18 protein-coding genes and 16 pseudogenes are annotated in these 24,872 nt (G+C 67.0%); 12 read left to right on the top strand and 22 right to left on the bottom strand.

Annotated elements, in window-relative coordinates:
• Positions 1-51 precede the first annotated feature (51 nt).
• Positions 52-851: pseudogene (locus tag FQ389_RS09520) on the bottom strand (helix-turn-helix transcriptional regulator).
• Between the two features lie 57 nt (positions 852-908).
• Between FQ389_RS09520 and mptB the strand changes: the two are divergent.
• The 4 genes and pseudogenes from mptB (at position 909) to FQ389_RS09540 (ending at position 5,388) form a co-directional block, all read left to right on the top strand.
• Positions 909-2,619 (top strand): annotated as a pseudogene (gene mptB, locus FQ389_RS09525) (polyprenol phosphomannose-dependent alpha 1,6 mannosyltransferase MptB).
• A 71-nt stretch (positions 2,620-2,690) separates the two neighbouring features.
• Entirely contained in the window at positions 2,691-3,578 is an 888-nt protein-coding gene (locus FQ389_RS09530) for an ABC transporter ATP-binding protein (protein WP_407662831.1), read from the top strand.
• Positions 3,575-4,360 (top strand): ABC transporter permease, encoded by a 786-nt coding sequence (locus tag FQ389_RS09535; protein ID WP_144207061.1) that lies wholly within the window; start codon positions 3,575-3,577, stop codon positions 4,358-4,360. The genes FQ389_RS09530 and FQ389_RS09535 overlap by 4 nt, the downstream gene beginning before the upstream one ends.
• Positions 4,361-4,452: 92 nt before the next feature.
• Positions 4,453-5,388, top strand: coding sequence for a COX15/CtaA family protein (locus FQ389_RS09540; RefSeq protein WP_144207106.1), 936 nt, complete (start codon positions 4,453-4,455; stop codon positions 5,386-5,388).
• Here FQ389_RS09540 and FQ389_RS09545 read toward each other — a convergent pair.
• The gene (locus FQ389_RS09545) at positions 5,318-5,821 is read right to left on the bottom strand and encodes a hypothetical protein (protein ID WP_186296339.1); all 504 of its coding nucleotides are present in this window, start codon (positions 5,819-5,821) and stop codon (positions 5,318-5,320) included. The genes FQ389_RS09540 and FQ389_RS09545 overlap by 71 nt on opposite strands.
• Between FQ389_RS09545 and FQ389_RS19680 the strand changes: the two are divergent.
• Positions 5,712-5,990 (top strand): annotated as a pseudogene (locus tag FQ389_RS19680) (quinone oxidoreductase); the annotation flags it as partial. The gene FQ389_RS09545 and the pseudogene FQ389_RS19680 overlap by 110 nt on opposite strands.
• 15 nt (positions 5,991-6,005) lie before the next feature.
• Here FQ389_RS19680 and FQ389_RS09555 read toward each other — a convergent pair.
• Together FQ389_RS09555 and FQ389_RS09560 are read right to left on the bottom strand one after the other, a co-directional pair.
• Positions 6,006-6,194: a hypothetical protein gene (locus FQ389_RS09555; RefSeq protein ID WP_144207067.1), complete on the bottom strand. Its 189-nt coding sequence runs from the start codon at positions 6,192-6,194 to the stop codon at positions 6,006-6,008.
• A gap of 276 nt (positions 6,195-6,470) precedes the next feature.
• Positions 6,471-7,397 (bottom strand): heme o synthase, encoded by a 927-nt coding sequence (locus FQ389_RS09560; RefSeq protein ID WP_144207070.1) that lies wholly within the window; start codon positions 7,395-7,397, stop codon positions 6,471-6,473.
• 260 nt (positions 7,398-7,657) lie between these two features.
• On the opposite strand from FQ389_RS09560, the pseudogene tkt reads away from it, so the two are divergent.
• The 5 genes and pseudogenes from tkt to pgl all read left to right on the top strand — a co-directional run bounded on the left by tkt (position 7,658) and on the right by pgl (position 13,809).
• Positions 7,658-9,761: pseudogene (gene tkt / locus FQ389_RS09565) on the top strand (transketolase).
• A 13-nt stretch (positions 9,762-9,774) separates the two neighbouring features.
• On the top strand, positions 9,775-10,896 hold the full coding sequence (gene tal / locus FQ389_RS09570) for a transaldolase (RefSeq protein ID WP_144207076.1): 1,122 nt from the start codon (positions 9,775-9,777) through the stop codon (positions 10,894-10,896).
• A pseudogene (gene zwf / locus FQ389_RS09575) lies at positions 10,893-12,169 on the top strand (glucose-6-phosphate dehydrogenase). Before tal ends, zwf begins: the two are co-directional and overlap by 4 nt.
• A 49-nt stretch (positions 12,170-12,218) precedes the next feature.
• Positions 12,219-13,051, top strand: a pseudogene (locus FQ389_RS09580) (glucose-6-phosphate dehydrogenase assembly protein OpcA).
• Positions 13,048-13,809, top strand: a complete 762-nt coding sequence (gene pgl, locus FQ389_RS09585) for a 6-phosphogluconolactonase (protein WP_144207079.1) — start codon at positions 13,048-13,050, stop codon at positions 13,807-13,809. Before FQ389_RS09580 ends, pgl begins: the two are co-directional and overlap by 4 nt.
• A gap of 247 nt (positions 13,810-14,056) precedes the next feature.
• Here pgl and FQ389_RS22350 read toward each other — a convergent pair.
• The 13 genes and pseudogenes from FQ389_RS22350 to FQ389_RS09640 all read right to left on the bottom strand — a co-directional run.
• Positions 14,057-14,838 (bottom strand): annotated as a pseudogene (locus FQ389_RS22350) (P-type ATPase); the annotation flags it as partial.
• A gap of 147 nt (positions 14,839-14,985) precedes the next feature.
• A pseudogene (locus tag FQ389_RS09595) lies at positions 14,986-15,191 on the bottom strand (hypothetical protein); the annotation flags it as partial.
• A gap of 34 nt (positions 15,192-15,225) precedes the next feature.
• Positions 15,226-15,372 (bottom strand): annotated as a pseudogene (locus tag FQ389_RS09600) (acyl-CoA dehydrogenase family protein); the annotation flags it as partial.
• 299 nt (positions 15,373-15,671) lie between these two features.
• Positions 15,672-16,072 (bottom strand): annotated as a pseudogene (locus FQ389_RS09605) (TetR/AcrR family transcriptional regulator); the annotation flags it as partial.
• Positions 16,073-16,130: 58 nt separating this feature from the next.
• Positions 16,131-17,018 carry a universal stress protein gene (locus tag FQ389_RS09610; RefSeq protein ID WP_144207082.1) on the bottom strand — a complete coding sequence of 296 codons (888 nt, stop codon included), beginning with the start codon at positions 17,016-17,018 and terminating at the stop codon, positions 16,131-16,133.
• A 95-nt stretch (positions 17,019-17,113) separates the two neighbouring features.
• A pseudogene (locus FQ389_RS21215) lies at positions 17,114-17,374 on the bottom strand (hypothetical protein); the annotation flags it as partial.
• A pseudogene (locus FQ389_RS09620) lies at positions 17,371-17,990 on the bottom strand (RNA polymerase sigma factor). The pseudogenes FQ389_RS21215 and FQ389_RS09620, both read right to left, overlap by 4 nt.
• A gap of 10 nt (positions 17,991-18,000) precedes the next feature.
• Positions 18,001-18,589, bottom strand: a pseudogene (locus FQ389_RS09625) (hypothetical protein).
• Positions 18,590-18,643: 54 nt separating this feature from the next.
• Positions 18,644-19,232 (bottom strand): annotated as a pseudogene (locus tag FQ389_RS09630) (OsmC family protein).
• A 31-nt stretch (positions 19,233-19,263) separates the two neighbouring features.
• Entirely contained in the window at positions 19,264-19,479 is a 216-nt protein-coding gene (locus FQ389_RS21585) for a hypothetical protein (protein WP_327021929.1), read from the bottom strand.
• A 13-nt stretch (positions 19,480-19,492) separates the two neighbouring features.
• Positions 19,493-19,843 carry a Dyp-type peroxidase domain-containing protein gene (locus tag FQ389_RS19700; RefSeq protein ID WP_313901967.1) on the bottom strand — a complete coding sequence of 117 codons (351 nt, stop codon included), beginning with the start codon at positions 19,841-19,843 and terminating at the stop codon, positions 19,493-19,495.
• Positions 19,815-20,033: a hypothetical protein gene (locus FQ389_RS21590; RefSeq protein WP_327021931.1), complete on the bottom strand. Its 219-nt coding sequence runs from the start codon at positions 20,031-20,033 to the stop codon at positions 19,815-19,817. The genes FQ389_RS19700 and FQ389_RS21590 overlap by 29 nt, the downstream gene beginning before the upstream one ends.
• 132 nt (positions 20,034-20,165) lie before the next feature.
• Positions 20,166-20,594 (bottom strand): annotated as a pseudogene (locus FQ389_RS09640) (imelysin family protein); the annotation flags it as partial.
• Positions 20,595-20,737: 143 nt separating this feature from the next.
• On the opposite strand from FQ389_RS09640, the gene FQ389_RS09645 reads away from it, so the two are divergent.
• Positions 20,738-21,025, top strand: coding sequence for a hypothetical protein (locus FQ389_RS09645; protein ID WP_260860633.1), 288 nt, complete (start codon positions 20,738-20,740; stop codon positions 21,023-21,025).
• 72 nt (positions 21,026-21,097) lie between these two features.
• Here FQ389_RS09645 and FQ389_RS09650 read toward each other — a convergent pair.
• A pseudogene (locus FQ389_RS09650) lies at positions 21,098-21,576 on the bottom strand (DUF3097 family protein).
• A gap of 207 nt (positions 21,577-21,783) precedes the next feature.
• Between FQ389_RS09650 and FQ389_RS22355 the strand changes: the two are divergent.
• Positions 21,784-21,945, top strand: a complete 162-nt coding sequence (locus FQ389_RS22355) for a DUF3349 domain-containing protein (RefSeq protein WP_144207085.1) — start codon at positions 21,784-21,786, stop codon at positions 21,943-21,945.
• Here FQ389_RS22355 and FQ389_RS09660 read toward each other — a convergent pair.
• The 4 genes from FQ389_RS09660 to FQ389_RS19705 form a co-directional block, all read right to left on the bottom strand.
• On the bottom strand, positions 21,942-22,898 hold the full coding sequence (locus FQ389_RS09660; protein WP_144207088.1) for a patatin-like phospholipase family protein: 957 nt from the start codon (positions 22,896-22,898) through the stop codon (positions 21,942-21,944). The two genes, FQ389_RS22355 and FQ389_RS09660, sit on opposite strands and share 4 nt — an antisense overlap.
• Entirely contained in the window at positions 22,895-23,965 is a 1,071-nt protein-coding gene (locus FQ389_RS09665; RefSeq protein ID WP_144207091.1) for an ABC transporter ATP-binding protein, read from the bottom strand. Before FQ389_RS09665 ends, FQ389_RS09660 begins: the two co-directional genes overlap by 4 nt.
• Before the next feature lie 3 nt (positions 23,966-23,968).
• Positions 23,969-24,808, bottom strand: a complete 840-nt coding sequence (locus FQ389_RS09670) for a carbohydrate ABC transporter permease (protein ID WP_144207094.1) — start codon at positions 24,806-24,808, stop codon at positions 23,969-23,971.
• A partial coding sequence (locus tag FQ389_RS19705) for a hypothetical protein (protein ID WP_260860638.1) occupies positions 24,795-24,872 on the bottom strand: 78 nt, incomplete at its 5' end. The genes FQ389_RS19705 and FQ389_RS09670, both read right to left, overlap by 14 nt.

Consider the following 24,872-nt stretch of genomic DNA (forward strand, 5'->3'; position numbering starts at 1 on the left):
CACTCCTTTGATGCTCGTACGGTGCGGGTGCGGACTGGGCGCCGCTTGATGCTAGGTCTTGATTGCTACCTTGCCCGCCGCCTGGGTCAGCGGGACGTGGGTGGTGCACGCGCAGTCGCCGTTGACGATGGTCGCCAACCGCTGTACGTGCGTGCCTAGTACCTCGGCCATGGCCTCCCGCTCCGCCTCGCACAACTCCGGGAACGCCTCGGCGACATGCGATATCGGGCAGTGGTGCTGGCAGATATGCACGCCGTGCAGCGGCGGACCCACCCGCGTCGTGGTGGCCACGTAACCGGCCTTGGTCAGCGCGCCGGCCACCCGCTCGGCGGCGGCCTCGACGTCGGCGTCGCCGGCACTGCCGGCGGGCTGCACCTCGGCCAGAATCGTGTCGATGCGGCGCCGGGCGAACTCCTGCAGCGCGCCCTGCCCCCGATTTCCCACAGCTGGCGCATGGCCGCCGCGGCCAGATCGTCGTAGGCGTGGTCGAGCTTGGCTCGCCCGGCAGCCGTCAGCCGGAACCGCTTGGCGGGCCGTCCCCGGCCGGCCTGCTGCCACGCCGCGGCGGGGGCGGACTCGACGTCGCCGGCGTCGACCAGCGCGTCGAGGTGCCGCCGCACACCGGCGGCGGCCAGGCCCAGCCGGTCGCAGATCTCGCTGACCGTGATAGAGCCGGATTTCAGCAGCAACCGCACGATGGCATGGCGGGTGTGACCATCCAACACTCCAGCCGGAACCGCCGCACCGATCGTGGGCGCGGCGCTGTCCTGAGAGGTCGGGATTTTCACAACACCAGTGTGACGCAATTCGGAAATCGGTCCAGGAAGGGTGCCCTCAGTCGGCGGATGCACGGGATCGGCGGCCCGACATCGGGCCGCTCCCCGGCGGCATGCCGCTACGCTGCACTGATGGCAGCGCGCCAGCACACGCTGAGCTCGTCGATCGCCAGTTTGCACGGCGACGAGTCAGCGGTGGGTTCACCGCTGAATGAGACGGAACTCACTGCACTTCAACGCACCCGTTTGTTCGGCGCGACCGGAACCGTCCTGATGGGGATCGGCGCGCTGGGCGCCGGGGCCCGGCCCGTCGTGCAAGACCCCACGTTCGGCGTCCGGCTGTTGAACCTGCCGTCGCGCATCCAGACGGTGTCGTTGACGATGACCACCGTCGGGGCCGTGATAATGACGCTGGCCTGGCTGATGCTGGGCCGATTCGCGCTGGGCAAGCGGCAGATGTCGCGCGGCGAACTGGATCGCACCCTGCTGCTGTGGATGCTGCCGCTGCTGATCGCGCCGCCGATGTACAGCAAGGACGTCTACTCCTATCTGGCGCAGAGCCAGATCTCCCTTGAGGGCCTCGATCCGTACAAGGTCGGTCCGGCGTCCGGTCTCGGCCTCGGGCACGTGTTCACCCTGTCGGTGCCCAGCGTGTGGCGGGAGACGCCTGCACCCTACGGCCCGTTGTTCCTGTGGATCGGCCGCGGCGTCTCCGCCCTGACCGGCGAGAACATCGTCGCCGCCGTGCTCTGCCACCGGCTGGTGGTGCTGGCCGGTGTGGCGATGATCGTCTGGGCCACGCCGCGGCTCGCCCGCCGCTGCGGGGTGGCCGAGGTCGGCGCGCTGTGGCTGGGCGTGGCCAACCCGCTGCTGCTGATGCATCTGGTGGCGGGCATCCACAACGAGGCGCTGATGCTCGGGCTGATGCTGATCGGCGCCGAGTTCGCGCTGCGCGGTATCGAAGCGCCGCTGCTGTGGCCGACCTCGTGGCGTCGGCTGGGGCCCGGCTGGGAGCCGCTAGGCATGCTACTCGCGGGCTCTGTCCAGATCACGCTGTCCTCGCAGGTCAAACTGCCCTCGCTGCTGGCACTGGGGTTTGTCACGATGGCGCTGGCCCACCGCTGCGGGGCCAACCTGCGCGCCTTTCTGCTGGCCGGCGGCGGCATGGGAGCGTTGTCGCTGGCGGTGATGGGCCTGGTGGGCTGGGCCAGCGGGCTCGGGTTCGGCTGGGTGTTCACCCTCGGCACCGCCAACGTGGTGCGCAGCTGGATGTCGCCGCCGACGCTGCTGGCCCTGGCCACCGGTCAGGCGGGAAATCTGCTGGGTCTGGGCGACCACACCACCGCCGTGTTGGCGCTTACCCGGTTCATCGGCGTGCTGATCATCATGGTGCTGGTCACCTGGCTGCTGCTGGCCGTGTTCCGCGGTCGCCTGCACCCGATCGGCGGCCTCGGCGTCGCCCTGGGCATCTGCGTACTGCTGTTCCCGGTGGTGCAGCCCTGGTATCTGCTGTGGCCGATCATTCCGCTGGCGTGCTGGGCGACCCGGCCCGGCTTCCGCGTCGCCGTCATCGTGATCACCCTGGTCGTCGGCATCTTCGGCCCGACCGCCAATGGCGACCGGTTCGCACTGTTCCAGATCCTGGACGCCACCCTGGCCAGCGCCGCCGTGGTGGCCCTGCTGATCGCGTTGACCTACACCCGGCTGCCGTGGCGGCCGCGGCTGCTTACACCGATGGACACTAGACTCGCCGAGCAGGCGCCGAGTCCAGAGACGACGTCGGCCGAGCGGTCGACCCCTACAATCCGAGTCGGCGCCCGGCGCCTATGCTGACTCGACGTGAGTTCGGCGCCCACATCTCCCCCCGCCAGCGAAACGGTGGTGCGGCTGCGCGGGGTGAGCAAGCATTACGGTATGGGTGCGACCGTCTGTCAGGCCGTGTCCAACCTCGATCTGGACGTGCACGCCGCCGAGGTGCTGGCCCTGTTGGGACCCAACGGCGCCGGCAAGACGACGACGGTCGAGATGTGCGAGGGGTTCGTGAGCCCGGATGCCGGCACGATCGAGGTGCTGGGGCTGGATCCGATAGCAGACAACGCGCGACTGCGTGCCCGCATCGGGGTGATGCTGCAGGGCGGCGGAGGCTATCCCGCGGCGCGCGCCGGGGAGATGCTCGAGCTGGTCGCCGCCTACGCCGCCGACCCGCTGGACCCGAACTGGCTGCTGTCCACCCTGGGGCTGACCGACGCCGCGCGCACCACCTATCGGCGACTCTCCGGCGGCCAGCAGCAACGCCTCGCCCTGGCCTGCGCGCTGGTCGGCCGACCCGAACTGGTTTTCCTCGACGAGCCCACCGCCGGCATGGACGCGCACGCCCGGCTGCTGGTTTGGGAACTGATCGACGCCCTGCGCCGCGACGGGGTGACGGTAGTGCTCACCACCCACCAGCTCAAGGAGGCCGAGGAACTCACCGACCGGATCGTCATCATCGACCGCGGCGCGACCGTCGCGGCGGGCACCCCGGCAGAGCTGATGCGCTCCGGCGCCAAAGACCAGCTGTGTTTCACCGCGCCGCCACGGCTGGACCTCTCGCTGCTGTCGTCGGCGCTGCCGGAAGACTACAAGACCACCGAGGTGACCCCGGGTGAATACCTGGTCGAGGGTCCGGTCGACCCCCAGGTGCTCGCAACGGTGACCGCGTGGTGCGCCCAGATCGATGTGCTGGCAACGGATCTGCGCGTCGAACAACGCAGCCTCGAGGATGTGTTCTTGGACCTCACCGGCAGGAAGTTGCGACCGTGACCTACAGCAACGCGCCGCTGTTCCCGGCGGGCACCTTCACCCCGGATCCGCGCCCCAATGCGGTGCCGAAAATGCTGGCCGCGCAATCCAGGCTGGAGCTGAAGTTGTTGCTGCGCAACGGCGAACAACTGCTGCTGACCATGTTCATCCCGATCACCCTGCTGGTCGGGCTGACGTTGTTGCCGTTCGGCTCGTTCGGACACAACCGCTCCGCGACCTTCACCCCGGTGATCATGGCGCTGGCGGTGATCTCGACGGCGTTCATCGGGCAGGCGATCGCGGTGGCTTTCGACCGCAGGTATGGGGCGTTGAAGCGGTTGGGTGCCACGCCGCTGCCGGTCTGGGGCATCGTCGCCGGCAAATCGCTGGCCGTCATCAGCACGGTGTTCCTGCAGTCGATCATCTTGGGCGCCATCGGTTTTGCGCTAGGCTGGCGGCCCGCCCCGGCCGCGCTGGCGCTGGGCGCGGTGGTGATCGCGCTGGGCACGGCCGGCTTCACGGCGCTCGGCCTGTTGCTGGGCGGCACGCTGCGCGCCGAGATCGTGCTGGCGTTGGCCAACCTGATGTGGTTCGTCTTCGCCGGTCTGGGTGCACTGACGCTCGAGACGAACATGATCCCGACGGCGGTCAAGTGGGCAGCGCGACTCACCCCCTCTGGCGCGCTCATCGAGGCGCTGGCACAGGCGATGACGCTGTCGGTCGACTGGTTCGGCGTCGTCGTGCTGGGGGCTTGGGGTGCGGTGGCTGCCCTCGCCGCGCTGCGCTGGTTCCGCTTCACCTGACGTCAGGCCCTGTTCCCGACACTGCCGCCACGTACTACAGGCCGTAGTTTTCGTTGGGCTACGATCGGACGGTGGGCGTCGGACGAATGCTGATGCGGTTGGTGGACTTGCTCCCCGACCCCAGCGCGCGCGTCAAACGCATCATCACCGCGACTATGATCCTGTCCCAGGGCGGCATCGCCGTCACCGGCTCAATCGTGCGCGTCACCGCCTCGGGGTTGGGCTGCCCCACCTGGCCTCGGTGTTTTCCGGGCAGCTTCGTCCCGGTGACCGTGTCCGAAGTGCCGCGCGTGCATCAGGCCATCGAATTCGGCAACCGGCTGTTCAGCATCGCGGTGGTCATCACCGCGGCACTCGCGGTGCTGACGGTGACCCGGGCCCGGCGGCGGAGCGAGGTGCTGGCCTACGCGTGGCTGATGCCGGTGTCGACGGTGGTCCAGGCTGTGATCGGCGGCATCACGGTGCGCACCGGACTACTGTGGTGGACAGTGGCCATCCACTTCCTGGTCTCGATGACGATGGTGTGGCTGTCGGTGCTGCTCTACGTCAAGGTCGGCGAGCCCGACGACGGCGTTGTGCACGCGCGGGTGGCCCGGCCGTTGCGACTGCTCGCCGCGCTCACTGGAGTGATCCTGGCGGTGGTGCTGGTCACCGGGACGCTGGTGACCGCCGCCGGCCCGCATGCCGGTGACCGCAGCCCCAGCCGGACGGTGCCGCGGCTGAAGGTCGATATCACCACGCTGGTGCACCTGCATTCGTCGCTGTTGGTCGCCTACCTCGCCCTGCTGGTGGGGCTGGGGTTCGGGCTGCTGGCCGTCAACGCCGCGCGTCCGATAATGGTGCGCCTCGGCGTGCTGCTGGCGTTGGTGTGCGCGCAGGCCGCCGTCGGGACCACCCTGTACTTCACCGGTGTCCCGGCCGTCCTGGTCGCCATCCATGTCGCCGGGGCCGCGGCCGTCACGGCGGCCACCGCGGCGCTATGGGCATCGATGCGGGACCGGGCCCAGCCCGAGCCGCTCGCAGGCTGACACCACTGCGAACGCGAACGAGCGCTGAGGCCAGATCACGGGCGCCGTTGTCCAGCAGCCGCCAGCCCAGCGACGGCGCCACCACATCCACTCCCACCCGCACCGGGTCGGCTGCGGTCACGTCGACCCGCGCGTACAGCAGCTCACCGGCACGGATGCCGACGCGGTCAGCGGCCGCCGCGATGGCGGCATGACCGACATCCCAGGACTCGAACTCGGGCTCGACCGCACGCGTCGCGGTAAACGAGTGCGACTGCTCACCCCCGACGAACACCAACGCAACGGTGTCTCGCGGCGCGACACCGAACAGTGTTGGTACAAAGTCGTTCTCGTTGTTCGGCACGGCCAGCGGCCCGGTGCCGCCGGTGGACCGGCAACGGCTCAACGCCGCGGGCTCGGTGTTCCTGACCCGGTTCACACTGACCCACTTCATGCGCACCGGTCACGAATTCAGTTGGCGCGCCTAGGAATTGTTCGACGTGATCGGCAACGTGTCGATCAGTATCGAAATCGGCGGCCGCTACCCGCTGGCCGAAGCCACCCGCGCTCACCAGGATTTGGAAGGACGCAATACGATCGGTCCGATCGTATTGCCACCCTGAGTAATTCGGCCCCGGTCACGTCTTGTGGCAGAAGATGCCCAGGATCTGCTGGCAGTTGTCCCGGTTGATCAGGCCCGGCGGCGCCGGTGGGGGCGACGGCGGATCGTCGCCTTCCCAAACGTTTTGGGCGAAATTGCCATTCCCGAAATACACGTAGTAGTAGGTGTGGCAAATGTTGTTGTCCCAAACCACGGGGTTGGTCACGTGATTGCCGGTCGGCGATAGTGTTACCCGGGGCACCAACGGCACGGGCCGGCCGGGTGGTCATACGGGCAGCCGGGCCAGGCATTCAACGGCATCGGCCCGGGCGCAGCAGCGGCGATACCGGCATTGGACACGACCAGTGCGCCCGACAGCAGCGCGCCGGCGAGCATTTTCCTGACAATGCGCTGGTTTTGCCGTGGCCACAGTGTGAGCCGGTGGGCCGGCTACCGATCCCAAAATCGTGACATCGGCCGCACGCCGAAAGGGCCGCGCGGGTCAGAGCAGGGTCGGCAGGGCGATCACCGAGTCGATCGCCAGCGCGCAGAACACCACCGCGAGGTAGTTGTTGGACTGCAGGAACAGCCGCAGCGGCTTGACCGGTTCGCCTGCGCGGATCCCGGCATACAGCTGGTGGGCCATGGCCAGGAACCACACCCCGGCGACCACCGCGACGGCCGTGTACAGCCAGCCGGCGGCCAGCGCCAGCACCATGGTCGCCAGCACGGTCAGCCAGGTGTAGATCAGGATCTGCTTGGTGACCTGACGCTCGGACGCCACCACCGGCAGCATCGGCACGCCGGCCGTTTTGTAGTCGTCCTTGTAGCGCATCGCTAGCGCCCAGGTGTGCGGCGGCGTCCAGAAGAAGATGATCGCGAACATCGCCAGCGTCGGCCATCCGATGGTGCCGGTGACGGCCGACCAGCCGATCATCACCGGCATGCAGCCGGCAGCACCGCCCCATACCACGTTCTGCGAGGTGCGGCGTTTGAGCAGCAGCGTGTAGACGAACACGTAGAACGCGATCGTCGCGATGGCCAGCAGGCCGGACAACAGGTTCGTCGTCCACCAGAGCCAGCAGAACGAACTCACCGTCAGCACCAGCCCGAGGACCAGCGCGTTGCGCGTCAGGACCGCCGCCCGGGCCAACGGCCGGCGCGCGGTCCGCTTCATCATCTTGTCGATGTCGGCGTCGGCCACGCAGTTTAGCATGTTGGCGCCGCCGGCCGCCAGCATCCCGCCGATCAGCGTGTTGAGGATCAGCAGCGGGTTCACGTGACCCCGGTCGGCGAGCAGCATCGCGGGAATCGCGGTGACCAGCAACAGCTCGATGACGCGCGGTTTGGTCAGCGCCAGGTAAGCCAGCACTGTGCCGCGTATGCGGCTCGGGGCTCGGGTCGGCTTGACGCGCCCGCGAACGCTCACGCTATGACTCCTCGGGTGCAGCGGGGCGCAGGATCTACTACAGACGATGGTAGACCGCGTCACCACCGCGGCCAGCCTCCAGGATCTATTCATCAAGAATTTCCCGGCCGCAGCCTTGAGCGCAAGCCTTGCTCCACCCCGATGCTCGGGGCCGAGGCGGGCGCAATACCCCGGATCCCGTACTGCAACGCCGGCGGTCCCGCACTAGGGTGAGCATTGATCGGCGCTACGAATTTCGGCCACCCCACGGACTGACGCCTGTGACCACACTCGAAGAGATCTCCACGCTGACCCGACCGCACCACCCCGACGACTGGACCGAGCTCGACACGGCCGCCGTCGACACGGTGCGGGTGCTCGCCGCCGACGCGGTGCAGAAGGTCGGCAATGGTCACCCGGGCACCGCGATGAGCCTGGCCCCGCTGGCCTACACGCTGTTCCAGCGCACGCTGGTGCACGACCCCAGTGACACGCACTGGCTGGGCCGCGACCGGTTCATCCTGTCAGCCGGCCACAGCAGCCTCACGCTGTACCTGCAGCTCTACCTGGGCGGGTTCGGCCTGGAGCTGTCCGACATCGAGTCGCTGCGCACCTGGGGATCCAAGACGCCCGGGCATCCGGAGTTCCGGCACACCCGGGGTGTCGAGATCACCACCGGTCCGCTAGGGCAGGGCCTAGCCTCCTCGGTCGGCATGGCGATGGCGGCGCGGTACGAGCGCGGCCTGTTCGACCCCGATGCGGCCCCGGGCGAGAGTCCGTTCGACCACTACATTTTCGTGATCGCCTCCGACGGCGACATCGAGGAGGGCGTCACCTCCGAGGCGTCGTCCCTGGCGGCCGTCCAGCAGCTGGGCAATCTGATCGTGTTCTACGACCACAACCAGATCTCGATCGAGGACGACACAGACATCGCCCTGTGCGAGGACACCGCGGCCCGGTATCACGCCTACGGCTGGCACGTCCAGGAGGTCGAGGGCGGCGAGAACGTCGTCGGGATCGAGGAGGCCATTGCCAACGCCAAGGCCGTCACCGACCGGCCGTCGTTCATCTCTCTGCGCACCATCATCGGATATCCCGCCCCCAAGTTGATGAACACCGGCAAGGCGCACGGCGCGGCCCTGGGTGACGAGGAGGTCGCGGCGGTCAAGAAGATCCTGGGCTTCGACCCCGACAAGACCTTCGAGGTGCGCGACGACGTCATCGCCCACACCCGCAAGCTGGTGCATCGAGGCAAGGAAGCGCACGAGAAGTGGCAGGCGTCCTTCGACGCCTGGGCCCAGCGCGAACCCGAGCGCAAGGCGCTGCTGGACCGGTTGACGGCCGAGAAACTGCCGGACGGCTGGGACGCCGACCTGCCGCGGTGGGAACCGGGATCCAAGGAGCTGGCCACCCGCGCGGCGTCGGGCAAGGTGTTGTCCGCGCTGGGACCCAAACTGCCCGAACTGTGGGGCGGTTCGGCCGACCTGGCGGGCAGCAACAACACCACCATGGACGGTGTCGAATCCTTTGGGCCGCCGTCGATTTCCACGAAGGACTACATGGCCGACTGGTACGGCCGGACGCTGCACTTCGGGGTGCGCGAGCACGCGATGGGCGCCATCTTGTCCGGCATCGTGCTGCATGGCCCGACCCGCGCCTACGGCGGCACCTTCCTGCAGTTCTCCGACTACATGCGCCCGGCGGTACGGCTGGCCGCGTTGATGGACATCGACACCATCTACGTGTGGACGCACGACTCCATCGGCCTCGGCGAGGACGGCCCCACCCACCAGCCGATCGAGCACCTTGCGGCGCTGCGGGCCATCCCCAGGTTGTCGGTGGTGCGCCCCGCCGACGCCAATGAGACGGCGTACGCCTGGCGCACGATCCTGGCCCGCGGCAACGGCAGCGGACCCGTAGGGTTGATCCTGACCCGCCAGGGCGTTCCGGTGCTGGAGGGCACCAGCCTCGACGGTGTCGCCCGCGGCGGCTATGTGCTCAGCGCCGGGACCGGTGACGACGAAGACGACGAGCCCGACGTGGTCCTGATCGCCACCGGTTCGGAGGTCCAGATGGCGGTGGAAGCCGCAGAGTTGTTGGCGGACAAGGACATCATCGCGCGGGTCGTGTCGATGCCGTGTGTGGAGTGGTTCGAGTCCCAACCGGCAGAGTACCGCGACAGCGTGCTGCCGCCGTCGGTCTCGGCCAGGGTGGCCGTCGAGGCCGGCATCGCCCAGTCCTGGCACAAGCTGGTAGGCGATACCGGAAAGATCGTTTCGATCGAGCACTATGGCGAATCCGCCGACGCCAAGACATTGTTCCGTGAGTTCGGCTTCACCGCGGAGGCCGTCGCTGCCGCTGCGGAAGGAAGTAGTCGACAACTGAGAAAGGCGATTCCATGAGCACTCAGAACCCCAATCTGGCGGCACTGTCTGCCGCGGGCGTGTCCGTGTGGCTCGACGACCTGTCGCGTCAGCGGCTGCAGTCGGGCAACCTGCAGGAGCTGATCGACACCAAGAGTGTCGTGGGCGTGACCACTAACCCGTCGATCTTCCAGAAAGCCTTCGCGGAGGGCGTGTTTTACACTGAGCAGAACACCGAACTGGCCGAGCGCGGCGCTGACGTGGATGCCACAGTCCGCACAGTCACCACCGACGACGTCCGTACCGCTTGCGACGTGTTGCGGCGCGAGTGGGAAGCTTCCGACGGCGTGGACGGACGGGTGTCCATCGAGGTCGACCCGCGGCTGGCCAACCAGACCGACAAGACCATCGCGCAGGCCGTCGAGCTGTGGAAGATCGTCGACCGGCCGAACCTGTTCATCAAGATCCCGGCCACCAGGGCCGGCATCTCCGCGATCACTTCCGTTCTGGCGGAAGGGATTTCGGTTAACGCCACGCTCATCTTCTCGGTCGAACGGCACCGCGAGGTGATGGACGCCTACCTGGCCGGCCTGGAGAAGGCCCGCGAAGCGGGATGCGACCTGTCCAAGATCCACTCGGTGGCCTCGTTATTCGTCTCCCGCGTGGACACCGAGATCGACAAGCGGCTGGAGAGGATCGGCACCCCCGACGCGCTCGCGTTGCGCGGCCAGGCCGGTGTGGCCAACGCGCGGCTGGCGTACGCGGCCTACCAGGAGGTGTTCGAGGGTGGCGAGCGGTACCAGCCGCTGAAGGCCGACGGGGCCCGGGTGCAGCGGCCGCTGTGGGCGTCGACGAGCGTCAAGAATCCCGACTACTCCGACACGCTTTACGTCACCGGGCTGGTCGCGCCGAACACGGTGAACACCATGCCGGAGAAGACAATCGACGCCGTCGCCGACCACGGCGTCATCACCGGCAACACCATCGCCGGCACCGCCGAGGCTTCGCAGGCCCTGTTTGACAGGCTGTCGGAGGTGGGAATCGACGTGACCGACGTGTTCCTGGTCCTCGAGAAGGAGGGCGTGGACAAATTCGTCGAATCGTGGACCGAGTTGCTGGACGAGACGCAGAAACAGCTGAGCTCTATCACCAAATGACGCGAAGAGGCGACAGCGCGCAGTGGCGCAATCCACTGCGAGACAAGGACGACAAGCGGCTTCCCAGAATCGCCGCGACCTGGTCCACAAAAAGGTGGTGCCCGCGGTCTACGACCTGGCGAACCGCGGTTTGTTGTCGCCGACGTTCTCCCTGGTCGGCTTCGGCCGACGGGACTGGGAGATCACGAGGCGTTCGCGCAAGTGATCCACGACGATGTCAAGCAGTATTGCCGCACGCCGTTCCGGCAGGCGATCTGGGAGCGACTGGCCGACGGATTACGGTTTGTCCGTGGCGAATTCGACAATGACACCGCATTCGCCCGACTGGCCGAACCGCTCGACAAGCTGGACGCCGAACGCGGTATCGGCGGCAATCACGCGTTCTACCTGGCGATCCCGCCGAAGTCCTTCCCTGTGGTGTGCGAGCAGCTGCACGCCTCGGGCCTGGCCCGTCCGCAGGAGGACCGGTGGAGCCGGGTCGTCATCGAGAAACCGTTCAGCCAAGACCTCAAGAGCGCGTGCGACCTCAACCATGTGGTCAACTCGGTCTTCCCGGAAGAAGCGGTGTTCCGCATCGACCACTACCTCGGCAAGGAGACGGTGCAGAACATCCTGGCCCTGCGGTTCGCCAATCAGCTGTGAGATCCGATCTGGAACGCGCACTACGTCGACCACATCCAGATCACCATGGCCGAAGACATCGGGCTGGGCGGCCGGGGCCGGCTACTACGACGGCATCGGCGCGGCACGCGACGTGATCCAGAACCAGTTGATGCAGTTGCTGGCGCTGACCGAGATGGAAGAACCGGTCAGCTTCACCCCCGGCGCGCTGCAGGCCGAGAAGATCAAGGTGCTTTCGGTCACTCAGCTCACGCAGCCGCTCGACGAGACCACCAGCCGCGGCCAGTACACGGCCGGCTGGCAGGACGGCGAACAGATGGTAGGCCTGCTCGACGAGGAGGGGTTCTCCAAGGAGTCCACGACCGAGACCTTCGCCGCGATCACCCTCGAGGTGGCTACCCGGCGGTGGGCCGGCGTCCCGTTCTAGCTGCGCCCGTAAAACGCTTGGGCCGCAGGGTCACCGAGATCGGGCTGGTGTTCAAACGAGCACCCCACCTGCCATTCAACGCAACCATGACCGACGAGCTCGGCGCCAACGCACTGGTCATCCGGGTGCAGCCTGAAGCCGGAGCCCTACGAATCCGGCACCTGGGGACCCGCCTTCTCGTTCGAGATGCTACGCCGCACCGGCCGGGAATGGCGGCGGCCATGATCCGCACCGGCGACGATGCAGAGCACAGCGATGTGGGGGAGCGGCGCACATGATTGTCGATCTGCTGGATACGACCACCACCGCCGTCAACAAGAAGCTCGACAGTCTTCGCGAGCAGGCCGGCATGGTGATGATGGGGTGTTTCGGCACGCTGATCATCAAGTCGGATAACGACACCCTGCTCGAGGAAGCCATCGAGGCCGCCAACCATGAGCACCCGAGCTGGGTGCTGGTGGTGGCGGCGGCCGGCAACACCGACGGCCGCAACGCACGTCTGGATGCCCAGGTGCGGTTCGGCGGCGACGCCGGTGCCGGCGAGGTCGTGGTGCTGCGACTGTCTGGCCCGCTGTCCGGTCACGCCGCCAGCGTCGTGATCCCGTTCCTGCTTCCCGACATCCCAGTCGTGGTGTGGTGGCCGGATGTGGCCCCCGCCGTTCCCGCCCAGGATCCGTTGGGCAAGTTGGCAATTCGGCGCATTACCGACGCGATCAACTCCGACGACCCGCTGTCGGCGATCAAGAGCCGACTGCCCGGCTACACCGCCGGGGACACCGACCTGGCCTGGGCGCGGACGCCTACTGGCGCGCGCTGCTTACCTCGGCGGTCGACCAGAAGCCGCACGAGGAGATCGAGTCCGCCGTGGTGTCCGGCTTGCGCACCGGACCGTCGCTCGACCTCCTGGCCGGCTGGTTGGCCAGCCGCATCGACGGTCCGGTGCGCCGGGACGACGGCGACGCTGAGCCGAACCGGCCGGCCGGACGCTCTGGTTCCGTTGGCGCGCAGGGAACCCGCGACTGCCTGGCCGAGGACATGAGGCGTCTGGACCCCAACGAGGTCTACTTCAGGGCGCTGGAAGGAATCGACGAGGTGCAGTACGCGTGAGTACGGCGGTAGAGGTCTTTCCGGATAGCGACGCCCTGGTGCAGGCTGCCGGACGCCGGCTCGCCGACACCGTTCGCGCCGCCGTAGCGGCGCGGGGGCGCGCCCTGATCGTGCTGACCGGCGGGGGCAACGGCATCGGGTTGTTGAAGTACCTGCGCGCCCAGGCCGACCAGATCGACTGGTCGAAGGTGCACCTGTTCTGGGGCGACGAGCGCTACGTGCCCGAGGACGACGGCGAGCGCAACGAGAAGCAGGCACGTGAGGCGCTGCTCGACCACATCGACATCCCGTCGAGCAACGTGCACCCGATGGCCGCCAGTGACGGCGAGTTCGGCGCCGATCTGGCCGCCGCGGCGCTGGCCTACGAACAACTGTTAGCGGCCAACGCCGGACCCGGCCAGCAGGTCCCGGAATTCGACGTACATCTGCTCGGCATGGGACCCGAGGGCCACATCAACTCGCTGTTTCCCGATACCCCGGCGGTGCTGGAGAACACCCGCATGGTGGTCCCGGTCGCCGACTCTCCCAAGCCCCCACCACAACGAATCACCCTGACGATCCCAGCAATTCGGCGCTCCCGCGAGGTGTGGTTGCTGGTTTCCGGGGCGGCCAAGGGCGAGGCCGCCGCCGCGGCGATCGGCGGCGCCCTACCGGTCGAGGTACCGGCCGCCGGGGCCGTCGGCCTGGACACCACGCTGTGGCTGCTCGACCGAGAGGCCGCCGCTCAGCTGCCTGCCCGCCCGGGGCAGGCGGACTAGCCGGGCGGCGGGCCGGTTCCCCAGTCGGCTAGTTGGTCGGTATAGCCGGCCACGTAATCGCCCAGCCTGCGGGTCAGATCGCGACCGCAGCCTCAGCTCAGGCGGCCACGCCGACCGCCGTCGCAGTGTTGTTTGCGCACATCCAATTCGATGTTTCCGGGTTTCCCCTGGTTCCCCCGCGATAATTACCGTCATGGCTGACAAAACGGTGCGCAGCTCACCCGAGCGGAACCGGATCAAGACGGTGACTCACCGGCGCCGCCAGCAACAGCGGGCACGGCGTCACCACGACCAGCACCGCGGACCCGCTCGCTAACCACGCAGCTGCGGCAACGGCCAGCGCCAGCGGCAAGAACCACGTCGCGTAGCGGTCGGCCAACCGCACAATCGGCGCGTTTCCGCTCCCGCCTGCTGCGCCAATCACACTATGCCGGCTTACGTGCTGTTGTCGACCGTTGTGGTCCGCCCGCAGTTCGAAAGGGCTGCCCGCATTGAACACCCCGCTCCGCACAGGCTCCCCGACATGACGTTCGACTTGCAGCGATTCGCTTGTCAGCGCAGACTCGTCGAGCACCGCTACCCCACCACAGACCCGGCCATCGACCGGAAGCACCTCGCCGGGACCGACGACTAAGACATCGTCGACGTCCACCTCCGTCAGGGGACGACGGTGACCTGCGATCCGGTCCGTCGTCGAGCGAATCGCGGCGCGCGCTTGAGGAGCGCGTGCAATTCGTGCGCCGCCCGGCGCGCGGCAGACGACTCCAGAGCTCGACCACTCGCCAGCATCACCGCGATCAGGGCCCCCGGCCAAATACTCACTCGACGAGCAGGCTGCCCACGAGTGGACAACACCGCAATGATGTCCACGCCGCCGCGCTTGCGACGCAACGCCGAGATGACCCAACCCGTCGCCGGCGCGATCGCCAGTGCAGTGCAGGCAAGCCAGAACTCGTCGGCCACGCCCCGCCTGCCTATCGACCAGGCGATCCCCCGGCCGTCAACGTCACCCAACGTACACACCACCAGACTGGTTCACCCCAGGTGCGCGCCAGGGCGATCGAACGGCCCGCCGCACCTCCGATCATGATGAGTCCTTTCAGCCGGACAGATGGCAACAACTGACCGGACAGATGGCAACAACTGAGTTGACCAGTTGCGCATCCGCTGGGGAAGCGCAACCATGATGCCGCCCGCTTCATTGCGCATTTCCCGACGGATCAAGACGGTCGTGATCCGTTGGTCTCGCCGAGGTCCATGGCCGAGTGTTTGCGCCCGATGTAGCGGTAGCTGAGCAGGCCGGTCCAGCGGCGGAACAACTCGTCCCGATAGGCGTCGGCGTCGCTGGCCAACTCCGGGATGTCTCGAAGTTGGTCGCTCACCGTGGGCCACCTTTCTCTGACATCGGATTATGCGTCAGGACGGCCGGTTTCGCCGCACCTGGTTGAACGGCACGCCGCGGTCGGCGGCGTACTCACGCGGGAAGTTCAGCACCCGCTCGCCGATCACGTTTCGGGCCATCTCGGTGGTGCCGCCGCCGATGCTGGCAATCTGGCGACGGAGCTACACGCGTGGAGCAACGTGGGGGTGTTCGACACCATCGTCAGTTCGTCTGGGCCGGGTTGGCCGTCGCTGCGTGCGCAAGAAGACAGGACGGTGGCTCGATGCCTCGCCGGCTGAAACGAGCGATACCCCGACGTCCCCGGTCCAGACGATCATCGCGCGTGACAATCCGGCCCGGCAGCTTGTCGAGAGTTCCGGCGCCCCCAGCTGGTCGTGGTCGGCGGCCACGGCTACGGCGGCTTCGTCCGGATGATGCTGGGTCGTCAGCGCGGCAGTGCTGCTGTTGACGCACGTGCCCGTCATCTGGGTCGCCGACAGTCCTCGGCGAACACCCCTTCGGGAAGCAGGCGGCGGCAGATCCGGCGCGCCTCGTCGGCGCGGGCCCCAAACAGCCGCAACACGTTTTCGGTGACGGCGTCGGCGGCTTGTTCGTCATCGCGGCTCGGGTCGTTGCGCAACAACTTTCCCAGGCCCAGCAGCGCGCGGGGGCCAAACCACGATCGGACGACAGCAAGGCCGCGCCGTGCGCCAACAGAATCTCGCTCTCCTGCGGGCGGCGCCGAAACAGCCGTCCGGACAGCGTGAGGCGGTCCAGCTGAGCCCCGTGCACGTCGAGTACGTCGGCGACAGCCGCGCCGCGGTCGCGCTGATGCGGCCTGACCGGACGGTCATGCGTGCCGGGCGCGACGTCTCCGCCCTGTGCGCGTGGGCGTCCGGCGTCGTGAGTCTTGGCTTCGCCGAGGCCGTTACGAGCCCGTCTATGAGGGCCGGGCGACGATTACCGGGGCCTTGACCGAGTGCAGGACGGTGTTGCTGACCGAACCCAGGATCAGGCCGGTGAGACCGCCCCGGCCGTGACTGCCCACCACGACCAGCTGCGCCTGGCTGCCCTTCGCCTGCTGGATGAGCTGTTGGGCCGGCAGATCCCGCACCAGTAGTCGGCGCACCGTGACGTCAGGATAGTGTTCCTGCCAGCCGGCCAGGTTCTCGGCGAGACTGCGTTGGGCCTCGGCCCCCACCGCCTCCCAGTCGAATGCCGGAAGTTCGAGCACCGCGATATCGGTCCACGCGTGCAGCGCGACGAGATCAACGCCGCGCCGCGATGCCTCGTCGAACGCGACCGCCGTGGCCAATTCGGACGCCGGCGAACCGTCGATTCCGAACAGCACAGGGCCGTGCACGGGATCGGGTAGATCATCGTCGCGGATGACCGCGACCGGGCAACGGGCGTGCCGCACCACGGACGAACTGACCGACCCGAGCACACTGCGGGCGAGCAGGCCGCGACCGGAACTGCCCACCACGATCATTTCCGCCTCTTCGGACATGTTCATCAGGGCAGGCGCCGGACTCGAGTACACGAATTCCTTGCGGATCGTGACCTTGCGGTCGGCCGGCATCGCTTCCTCGGCTAGCTTGGACGAATGCGCGAGTTGTCGGCGGCAGTCGTCTTCCAACTTCACCAGTACCGAGTCGGGATAGGGAATGGGCGGCCACGTCGTGGTGGGCGTCGCCACCGCATGGAAGAGGGTCAGCGGGATGTTTCGCATCGCCGCGTCGCGGGCTGCCCAGACCACCGCGGCATTCGACGCGGGCGAGCCGTCGACCGCGGCGACGATGCCGAGTGGTTTCAGGGGTGCCGACATTTCGTACTCCTTTCGTCAGGAATAACGCTATTAGCTGGCGCGCCCGCGTGTCGTGAGACTTTAGTCCTCACCTGGCGGGACGGACGGCCTCCGGGTTTGCCATGGCTGCGGTCGGTGATCGCCCGAACGACCCCGGTGAGGTGTTCCTCGCTGAGCCGCTCGCCGTCGAAGACATAGTTGAGCAGGACCTTCAGGTCGAGCATCTGTTGCAGTTAGACCAGACACGGCGGGCAGTCCTCGAGGTGCGTGGCCGCGATCGGGCCCCAGTGCGCCGGGTCCGTGTTCACCAGGTCGTCGACCATCCGGACGAAATCGACGCAGTCGATTGCGGGAACAATGTTGTCGTGCAAGGTCATTGGCGATACCGCTTCTCTAGTTCATTGCGCAGGTTGCCGCGGGCGCGGTAAAACAGTGCGCGCTGCCCTTTGGCGGTCAAATGCAGGATTTGGGCCGTCTCGTCGGCGGATGTACCGACGAGATCACGCAGGATCACGAGTTGCCGCTGCCTTTGCGGCAGCGCATCCAGCGCCGCGCGCACGTAGCCGACGAGTTCCTGCGCCACGGTGCGGTCTTCGGGAAGGAAACGCCGCGACGGTGGCACACTCCAGTGCCCGGCGTCGGGGTGCCCGATCGGATGCATGCGGCCTGACAGCGGGTCGTCATCGGCGTATTCTTTCGCGGCCAGCTCGTGGTCACGGATACGGGATTCGCGGCGGCGGTACCGCGCCGCGGTGTTTCTGACGATGCCGAACAGCCAGGTGCTCACCGAGGACCGGCCCTCGAAGGAGTCGGCTGACTGCAGCACCTGTACCCACGCCTCCTGCACCGCTTCCTCGGCGCCGTGGGTGAATCCACCATCGTGCTAGTGAACTTCACCATCGGTCGATGGAATTGGCGAACCAGATTTGTCAACGGGATACCACCGACCTGGTGTCGCGTGCCTTCCGGCGGTACCGCCACCGGTGTCACCATGGACTCGAACTCAAGCGCATCGCCCGAGTTCCCAGCGCAATTGAGCCTCCGACTGAGACTGCACCGGGATAAAAGCCGCCTCGCGGTAGCGCCGGCTGGTCGGCGTCCGGCTGGCATATCCCTTACCGTCGGCGGTGCGGATCTCCAAATCCGCCCACCGCAGCGTGCCGCTCAGCCGGTAGCCGCCGTCGGCCGGCACCGCGGTGAGGTCCAGGCTGCCGCAGCCGGCCGCCTCCCGGAACGCCGACGCCATGCCGGTGACCCCCAGCGCGGTCCCGACGAGCAGCGATCTGACCTCCGCAAGCGCGAACGGCGTTGCGGCCGTGAGCAGAAACTCTACCGCAATCCGGTTCGGGCCCACACCGAAAATCCCGTGCTCATGCATTCGCCAGAGATCTGGCCGATGATCTCGGCCATCTGCGGGAGCAGTCCGTCAGGGTTCCCGGGTGCGCCCAGCCCGCAGCCCGGCGGCGCCGAGGCGTGTGAAACTGCGCCGGGAGGCGTACTCGCCGCGATCCAACGTGTCGGCGTGGGCGCGGATGTCGGCCAGCAGTTCCGGATCGAGCCATTGGGAGTTCGGCGTCCGCGGTTGCGGTCACGTCAGTCCCCTGTTCGTGTGTTGTCATCTGTCGTCACCGAACCGCCGTGCGGCACTAGCCGATGTACAGTGTCGAGTCGACGCTCGTCGGGCGGCGGAACGTGTTTACTACCGACGACCAGGCGATGGCGTTGTCGTGGATTTCCTTCAGCGTCGCTTCGTCGGCGTCGCCGGCCAGCGTCACCTTGCAGCGGACCGCGGTGAAACCGAGCACCTTGCCGTCCGGGGTATCGCCGACTCCCCACACCGCGGAGATGTCGATGTCGCCTTCCATCTCGACCTCGATCTTGGTGAGCGTCACGCCGCGGTGAGTGGCGTTGCCTGCATGCCGACCGAGATGCAGGATCCCAGCGCAGCCAGGGCCGTCTCGGAGGGATTGGGTGCCGAGTGTCGCCGAGCAGGGCCGGCGGCTCCCCCACGAGCAGCGGGCGCGAGGTCGCGCACGTAGGTCATGTTGCGGAACCCCGCCTCACAGACAGTCCTGGCTTTCACGGTCTTCTTGCCGGCGCACGGTCTTCTTGCCGGCGCACGGTCTTCTTGCCGGCGCACGGTCTTCTTGCCGGCGCACGGTCTTCTTGCCGGTGCCAGGTTTTCCTTGGCAGCCGGTCGAGCCCTGCCGCGTCGATGACAAGTGCGTCAGTCATGAACTTCCTCCGTTTCTCGCTGGATTGATCCTCATGGGGTTAGTACGCTGCCTGGGCCCCCGCGCGTGACGGTGGGCCGAATCGATGTGCCGGGCCGACGCGCTGGATCAGCGAATTCGGACGTGCCGCTCAGCGGCGCGCCTTCCTGCTTGGTGCGGCCGAAGATTTTCTGCTGGTTGCCGATCCGGTCGACGTCCCAGCTCTCGAGCAGCACTCCGGATCTTGCGGACGACCTGATAGATACCACCGTTCATCCAGGGCTAGTCGCTGTCGGCGACCCAGACGAACCGCTCGTACTCCGTCTGGGTGCTAACGTTGCGAATACCGTCCTTGAACCCCAACAGGTTTCGCGGGGTCTGCTGGCCGGGTCCGGCGGGGGCCCGCCCAAAGCCCAGCACAGCCCAGTACTGTGAGACGATGTCACGGCCGAGGCGGGCCAGGTTGCGCACCGCGTGGTAGCAGACCTGCGGGTCGTCGGCGCAGGCTTGCACCGACAGGTCGCCGCCGCGCAGCCGCGGATCCAGGTTATCGCCGTTGAGCGGCGGCAGATCGGTGAGCCGGCGCGCGGCCAGCCCGAACCGGTCACCGAACAGCGCCGGCCCGAAACCGATCGTGACGGGTCAGACTCGCCGGGCTCAGCCCGTACGCCTCTCCGGTGTCGGTGGGTGATTGCACATCGACTTGCGGCTGAACGGTTCCTACCGGCTTGCCGCCCTGCAGCACGGCCGCCGCGGCCGACCACCGCGCCAGCAGCGCCTGCACATCGGCGCGGGCGGCGCCCGACGCCAGCGAGAACGACATGAACACGGCGTAGCGCTGTAGGAGCGTCGCGATCCCCCTGGTGCACCTGGCCGTAGAACGGATAGCTGCGGCGCAGGTCGACGGTACCGACCCGCCGCCAGGGCGTGGCCGGCGAACGCGCCGCCGACGGCACCGGCGCGCCGCGTAGGCCTGTTGCGCGCCTTCGACATTGCTCGAGAAGTCGACCAGATCGAGGTGACTGAAGTCCTCCTCGCCGGTGATCTTGGTGTTCTGCACCTCTTCGATCAAATCGCTCGCACCGTTGGCCAGATCCTCGAGCCGGTATTGTAGGCCGGCCACCACGTTGTTCAATTTGCGGACGTTGCTGACCAATTTGGTGCTCAGAACCTTGGTTCCGGCGGTGATGACACCAGCCTGCTGCAGGTCGCGTTCGATGGCATGAAGGCCCTTCCAGCCGACCTTCGCGTCAACGGGCTTCGAGGCGCGCATGTCGATCATATAGTCCAGACTGCTGGCGTTGTCACCAGCCGCGAAGCCGGGCAGCACAAAACCCTCCACCGTACGCTCACAAAACATTCGGGCCTTGGCATAGGCAGCCTCCTGGCCATGGCATTCTTGGGTGCACTCGAGCTGGTACCGCTGGATGGCTGCACGCGGTCGCGGCGAACACCGTGACTAGGGTGAAAAGCGCTGTAGTTGTGCCGTCATCGATGTCATGAACTCCACCCTTTATCGTGCGTGTCTTGTGGTCCTGGCTGTCGGATGCCGCGAATTGGTACAACACATTTCCGGGCATGGGCCGGAGCTGGCTTCCTGTCCTCGTGCCGTACAACGAGCATCTGGTGACCGATGTCGGCGGCATGTATCTGGGTTTGGCCGCCCTGAGCGTGCTGACGCTGGTCAATCTTTCGAATTCGGCGTTGCGCCTGGTCACGGCGGTGAGCCGGACGGTGTTCAACCTGCTGCACCTGATCTATCACCTCCGGGATGCTGCACATGTATGGACCCCCGCGACGCCGTGCTCAACGTGATCGCGCTGACTACGGTGCTGCTGTTCTCGGTGGCGCTAGGCCCTGCCGGCACGGTCGTCGCACCCAGGCGGGTCAGCGGCCCGGTTCCGTCACGAAGTCGATGAGTTCTTCGACCTTGCTTATCAGCGCGGGTTCCAGATCGTTCCAGTCGCGGACCCGGGAACGGATGCGCTGCCACGCCCGAGCGATGTCGGCCTGGTCGGCGTGCGGCAAACCGAGAGCGCGGCACGCGCCGTGCTTCCACTCGACGTGTCGCGGCATGTCGGGCCAGACCGCCAGGGCCCAGCCGCTGGGGTTTCACCGCCTGCCAGATGTCGACGTAGGGATGCCCGACGACCAGGGTGTCCGGGCCGCCCGGGCCCGAGCGGAAAGCCACGGACGCGGCCATGGCGGTCTTCCAGGTCGACGCGCCCGTACTCGACGCGGACGACGGCACCGACATACCCGGTCTGCACGTCCTCGACGACCAAACCCGGTTTCGCCGGATGTTCGGTCGATTTCGGCTTGCGCCGGCCGGCGGCCATAACATCGGTTCCGTAGCGATCCGTCACCCGGGCAATACTTAGGAACGATCGCGGCCAAACATGGTGAGGGCACACCCGACCGGTTGACGTTAATAAACCGAAAAGATCGCCACGATCCGCGTAAGGACGGCGTTGCCGCGGCTGCGCATCGACGAGGCGGCCGCTGTTACGTTCCCCAGCAGCGCTTGACGCCCTTCGGGTTACGAGGTGAAGACATGGGAATGGTAGCTATGGGTGTCGCGTACGGTCGCGTTTCTGCGCGAGGGCTGCCCATCCGAGATGCCGGCGACCGGCTATGTGCCGATGGCATCGCTACTGCCCCGGCGCATCAGCAATGCTGAGATCGCCAGTCTCACAAGCGAACTCGACGGACACGACGCCCGGGTGCGACGCTAGTCCTGCGCTCTGGGGCCGCCACAGGCCGCCAGGTAGTCCGCGTAGTTCCACTCGGCCAGGAATTTCTGGGCCGCAACCAGTCCGCGGTCATACAGTGCATTGCGCTGCTGCGCGGGGATGTCGAAGTCGATGGGGCTCACGTCCTCGGCCGGGACGAAGATGGTGCGCCGGACCGTACACGGATCGTCGACGTAAGCGTTGTCCTGATTGCCCACCAACGTCTCGATTGCGGCCAGTCCCAGTGAAACCGGACCGTGCACGGGATGGGTGGGCGGAATACCCGGCCGCGCCGACAGCCGGACACCGAAGGTCGGCCAGCGCGGCTCGGACCGGTCGAACAGCTCCACCGGGAAACTCGACAGCAGGCCGCCGTCCACCCAGGTGGCACCTGCTACCCGCACCGGTTGGAACACATACGGAATGGCCGCCGAGGCATGCACCGCGCAGGCGACCAAGAAGTCGTTTGGGTCCAGGCCATAGGAGTCGAGGTCCCATGGGATCCGCACCAGCCTGCGGCGGGACAGATCGCTGGCGGTGACGACCAGCGAGAAGGCGAATTGCTCGGGCTCCTCGCCGGTGCGCAGATCACCGAAGGTCCGGACGCCGAGATCGGCCAGCAGCCCGGCCAACAGCTGCTCGAGGTAATCACCGCGGTAGACGCCTTCGGACAACAGCAGCGAAAGTCCGCCACCCACCAACGGTATGTGCCCGATCAGCGTGCGGTCCAAAAACTTTCGGTAGTCGATCGACCGCATGATCTCGGCGAGCCGGCTCATCGGCTCGCCCGCCACCTGCAGCGCCGCCACCAGGGACGCAACGATCGCGCCGGCGCTGGTCCCGGCGACGCGGGGGAATTTATAACCCGCCGCAGTCAGCGCATCCACCGCCCCGACCAGGCCGATACCCCGGACGCCGCCGCCCTGAAACACCAGATCAGCGCGTGCCGTACTCATCGCATTCGCTCTCCATCGATGTCGAAGAAATGCAGATGTCCGAGTTCTGGATGCAATCGTACCCGGCTGCCCTTCTGCGGCGGATTGCGGCCGTCCGCGCGGGCAACGACGTGTTTGTCACTTGCCTTGGCGGAGTCTGTGATTCGCCCGTACAGGTAGGCATCCGCCCCGAGCTCTTCGACGACGTCGATCTCCATCTCGACACCCAGGGTCCCCAACTCCAGATGCTCCGGACGCACCCCCACCACGACTTGGCTGGCGCCGTTGACGAGCTCCCGGGGTAGTGGGATGGGCCAATCGCCCAGCGACACGGTGCAATCGACCACCGGCAGCGTGAACAGGTTCATGGCCGGCGACCCGATGAATCCCGCGACGAAGACGTTGGCGGGGTTGCGGTAGAGCTCGCGGGGCGCCGCGAACTGCTGCAGCACACCGTCGCGCAACACCGCCACGCGGTCCCCCATCGTCATCGCCTCGACCTGGTCATGGGTGACATACACCGTCGTGGTCTCGAGCCGACGCTGCAACGCGGCGATCTGATTGCGGGTTTGTACACGCAGTTTGGTGTCGAGGTTGGACAGCGGCTCGTCCATCAGGCACACTTGCGGACGACGCACGATCGCCCGCCCCATCGCCACCCGCTGCCGCTGCCCACCCGAGAGGTCTTTGGGCTTGCGATACAGATACGGCTCGAGGTCCAGCAGTTTGGCCGCATCCAGAACCCGCTTCCGAATCTCCATCTTCGAGATTTTCGCGATCTTCAGCGCGAAGCCCATGTTTTGGGCGACCGTCATGTGCGGGTAGAGGGCGTAGTTCTGGAACACCATCGCGACGTCACGATCCTTGGGATCCAGATCCGTGACGTCGCGCTCGCCGATGTGGATGGATCCGTCATCCAGCGTTTCCAGCCCGGCCACCATGCGCAGCGACGTGGTCTTGCCGCAACCCGACGGTCCGACCAGAACGACGAATTCGCCATCGGCCACCGACAAGTCGAGGCTATCCAGGGCCGGACGGTCCGCGCCCGGGTACCGCAGAGTCGCCCGTTCCCACCTGACTGAAGCCACGCCTCACCCACCCAGCCCGGTAACGGCGATGCCGCGGACGAACGAACGCTGGGCGACCGCGTAGATGATGACCAGCGGCACCATAATGAGCATCGAGGCCGCCATGATGATCGGCCAGCGGGCGACGTACTCGCCGCGCAGCCGCACCAGTCCGAGTGTCAGGGTGGCCAGGCTGTTGCGCTGCAGCATCAGCAGCGGCCACAGAAAGTCATTCCAGACGTTGACCCAGGTGAGCACCCCGAGCACCATCACCGCGGGCCGTGCATGCGGCAGCAGGATCCGCCAGTAGATCTGCCACGGCGAGCAGCCGTCGAGGATCGCAGCCTCCTCGAGATCACAGGGCAGCGTTTGAAAGAACTGACGCATCAGGTAGGTGCCGAAAGCGCTGCCAAACAGGCCGGGCACGATCATCGACCACAGGGTGTCGACCCACCCCACCGTGCGCATCAGAATGAACTGCGGGATCACGGTCACCGTCAACGGCACCATCAACGTCCCCAGGTACAGCACGAACAGGGTGTCACGGCCGCGGAACTGCAGCCGCGCGAATGCATATCCGGCCAGCGAGCAGAAGAAGACCTGCCCGGCGGTGACCGCCCCGGCGTACAGCACGGTATTAAAAAACATTCGCCAGAACTGCATCACGCGGAAGACCTCGGCGTAGTTCGACCATTGCGGCTGGGCGGGGAACAGCCTCGGCTCACTGATCTCCCCCTCCCTCTTCAGCGACCCCGACACCGCCCAGGCGACGGGGAACAGCCAGCACCACGCGATCGCGATCAGTGCCGCGTAAACCGGAACCCGAACAACAGTGCGTTTGAACACTCCCTCAGCCAAGGCCACGAGACGCCTCCCATGATCGCCGATGCGAAAGCCGCATCTGCACCAGCGTTAATACCAGCAAGAT

It is taken from the genome of Mycobacterium tilburgii (genome assembly GCF_902168065.1).
In the GTDB taxonomy this organism is placed as follows: Bacteria; Actinomycetota; Actinomycetes; order Mycobacteriales; family Mycobacteriaceae; genus Mycobacterium; species Mycobacterium tilburgii.

Bases quoted from the DNA above. Each gene is read 5' to 3' on its own strand.
- FQ389_RS09530 (WP_407662831.1), top strand. From the start codon at position 2,691: ATGGGTGCGACCGTCTGTCAGGCCGTGTCCAACCTCGATCTGGACGTG.
- FQ389_RS09660 (WP_144207088.1), bottom strand. From the start codon at position 22,898: ATGAGTACGGCACGCGCTGATCTGGTGTTTCAGGGCGGCGGCGTCCGG.
- tal (WP_144207076.1), top strand. From the start codon at position 9,775: ATGAGCACTCAGAACCCCAATCTGGCGGCACTGTCTGCCGCGGGCGTG.
- FQ389_RS09610 (WP_144207082.1), bottom strand. From the start codon at position 17,018: ATGTCGGCACCCCTGAAACCACTCGGCATCGTCGCCGCGGTCGACGGC.
- FQ389_RS09545 (WP_186296339.1), bottom strand. From the start codon at position 5,821: ATGAAGTGGGTCAGTGTGAACCGGGTCAGGAACACCGAGCCCGCGGCG.
- FQ389_RS09540 (WP_144207106.1), top strand. From the start codon at position 4,453: ATGCGGTTGGTGGACTTGCTCCCCGACCCCAGCGCGCGCGTCAAACGC.
- FQ389_RS21590 (WP_327021931.1), bottom strand. From the start codon at position 20,033: ATGTCGTTCTCGCTGGCGTCGGGCGCCGCCCGCGCCGATGTGCAGGCG.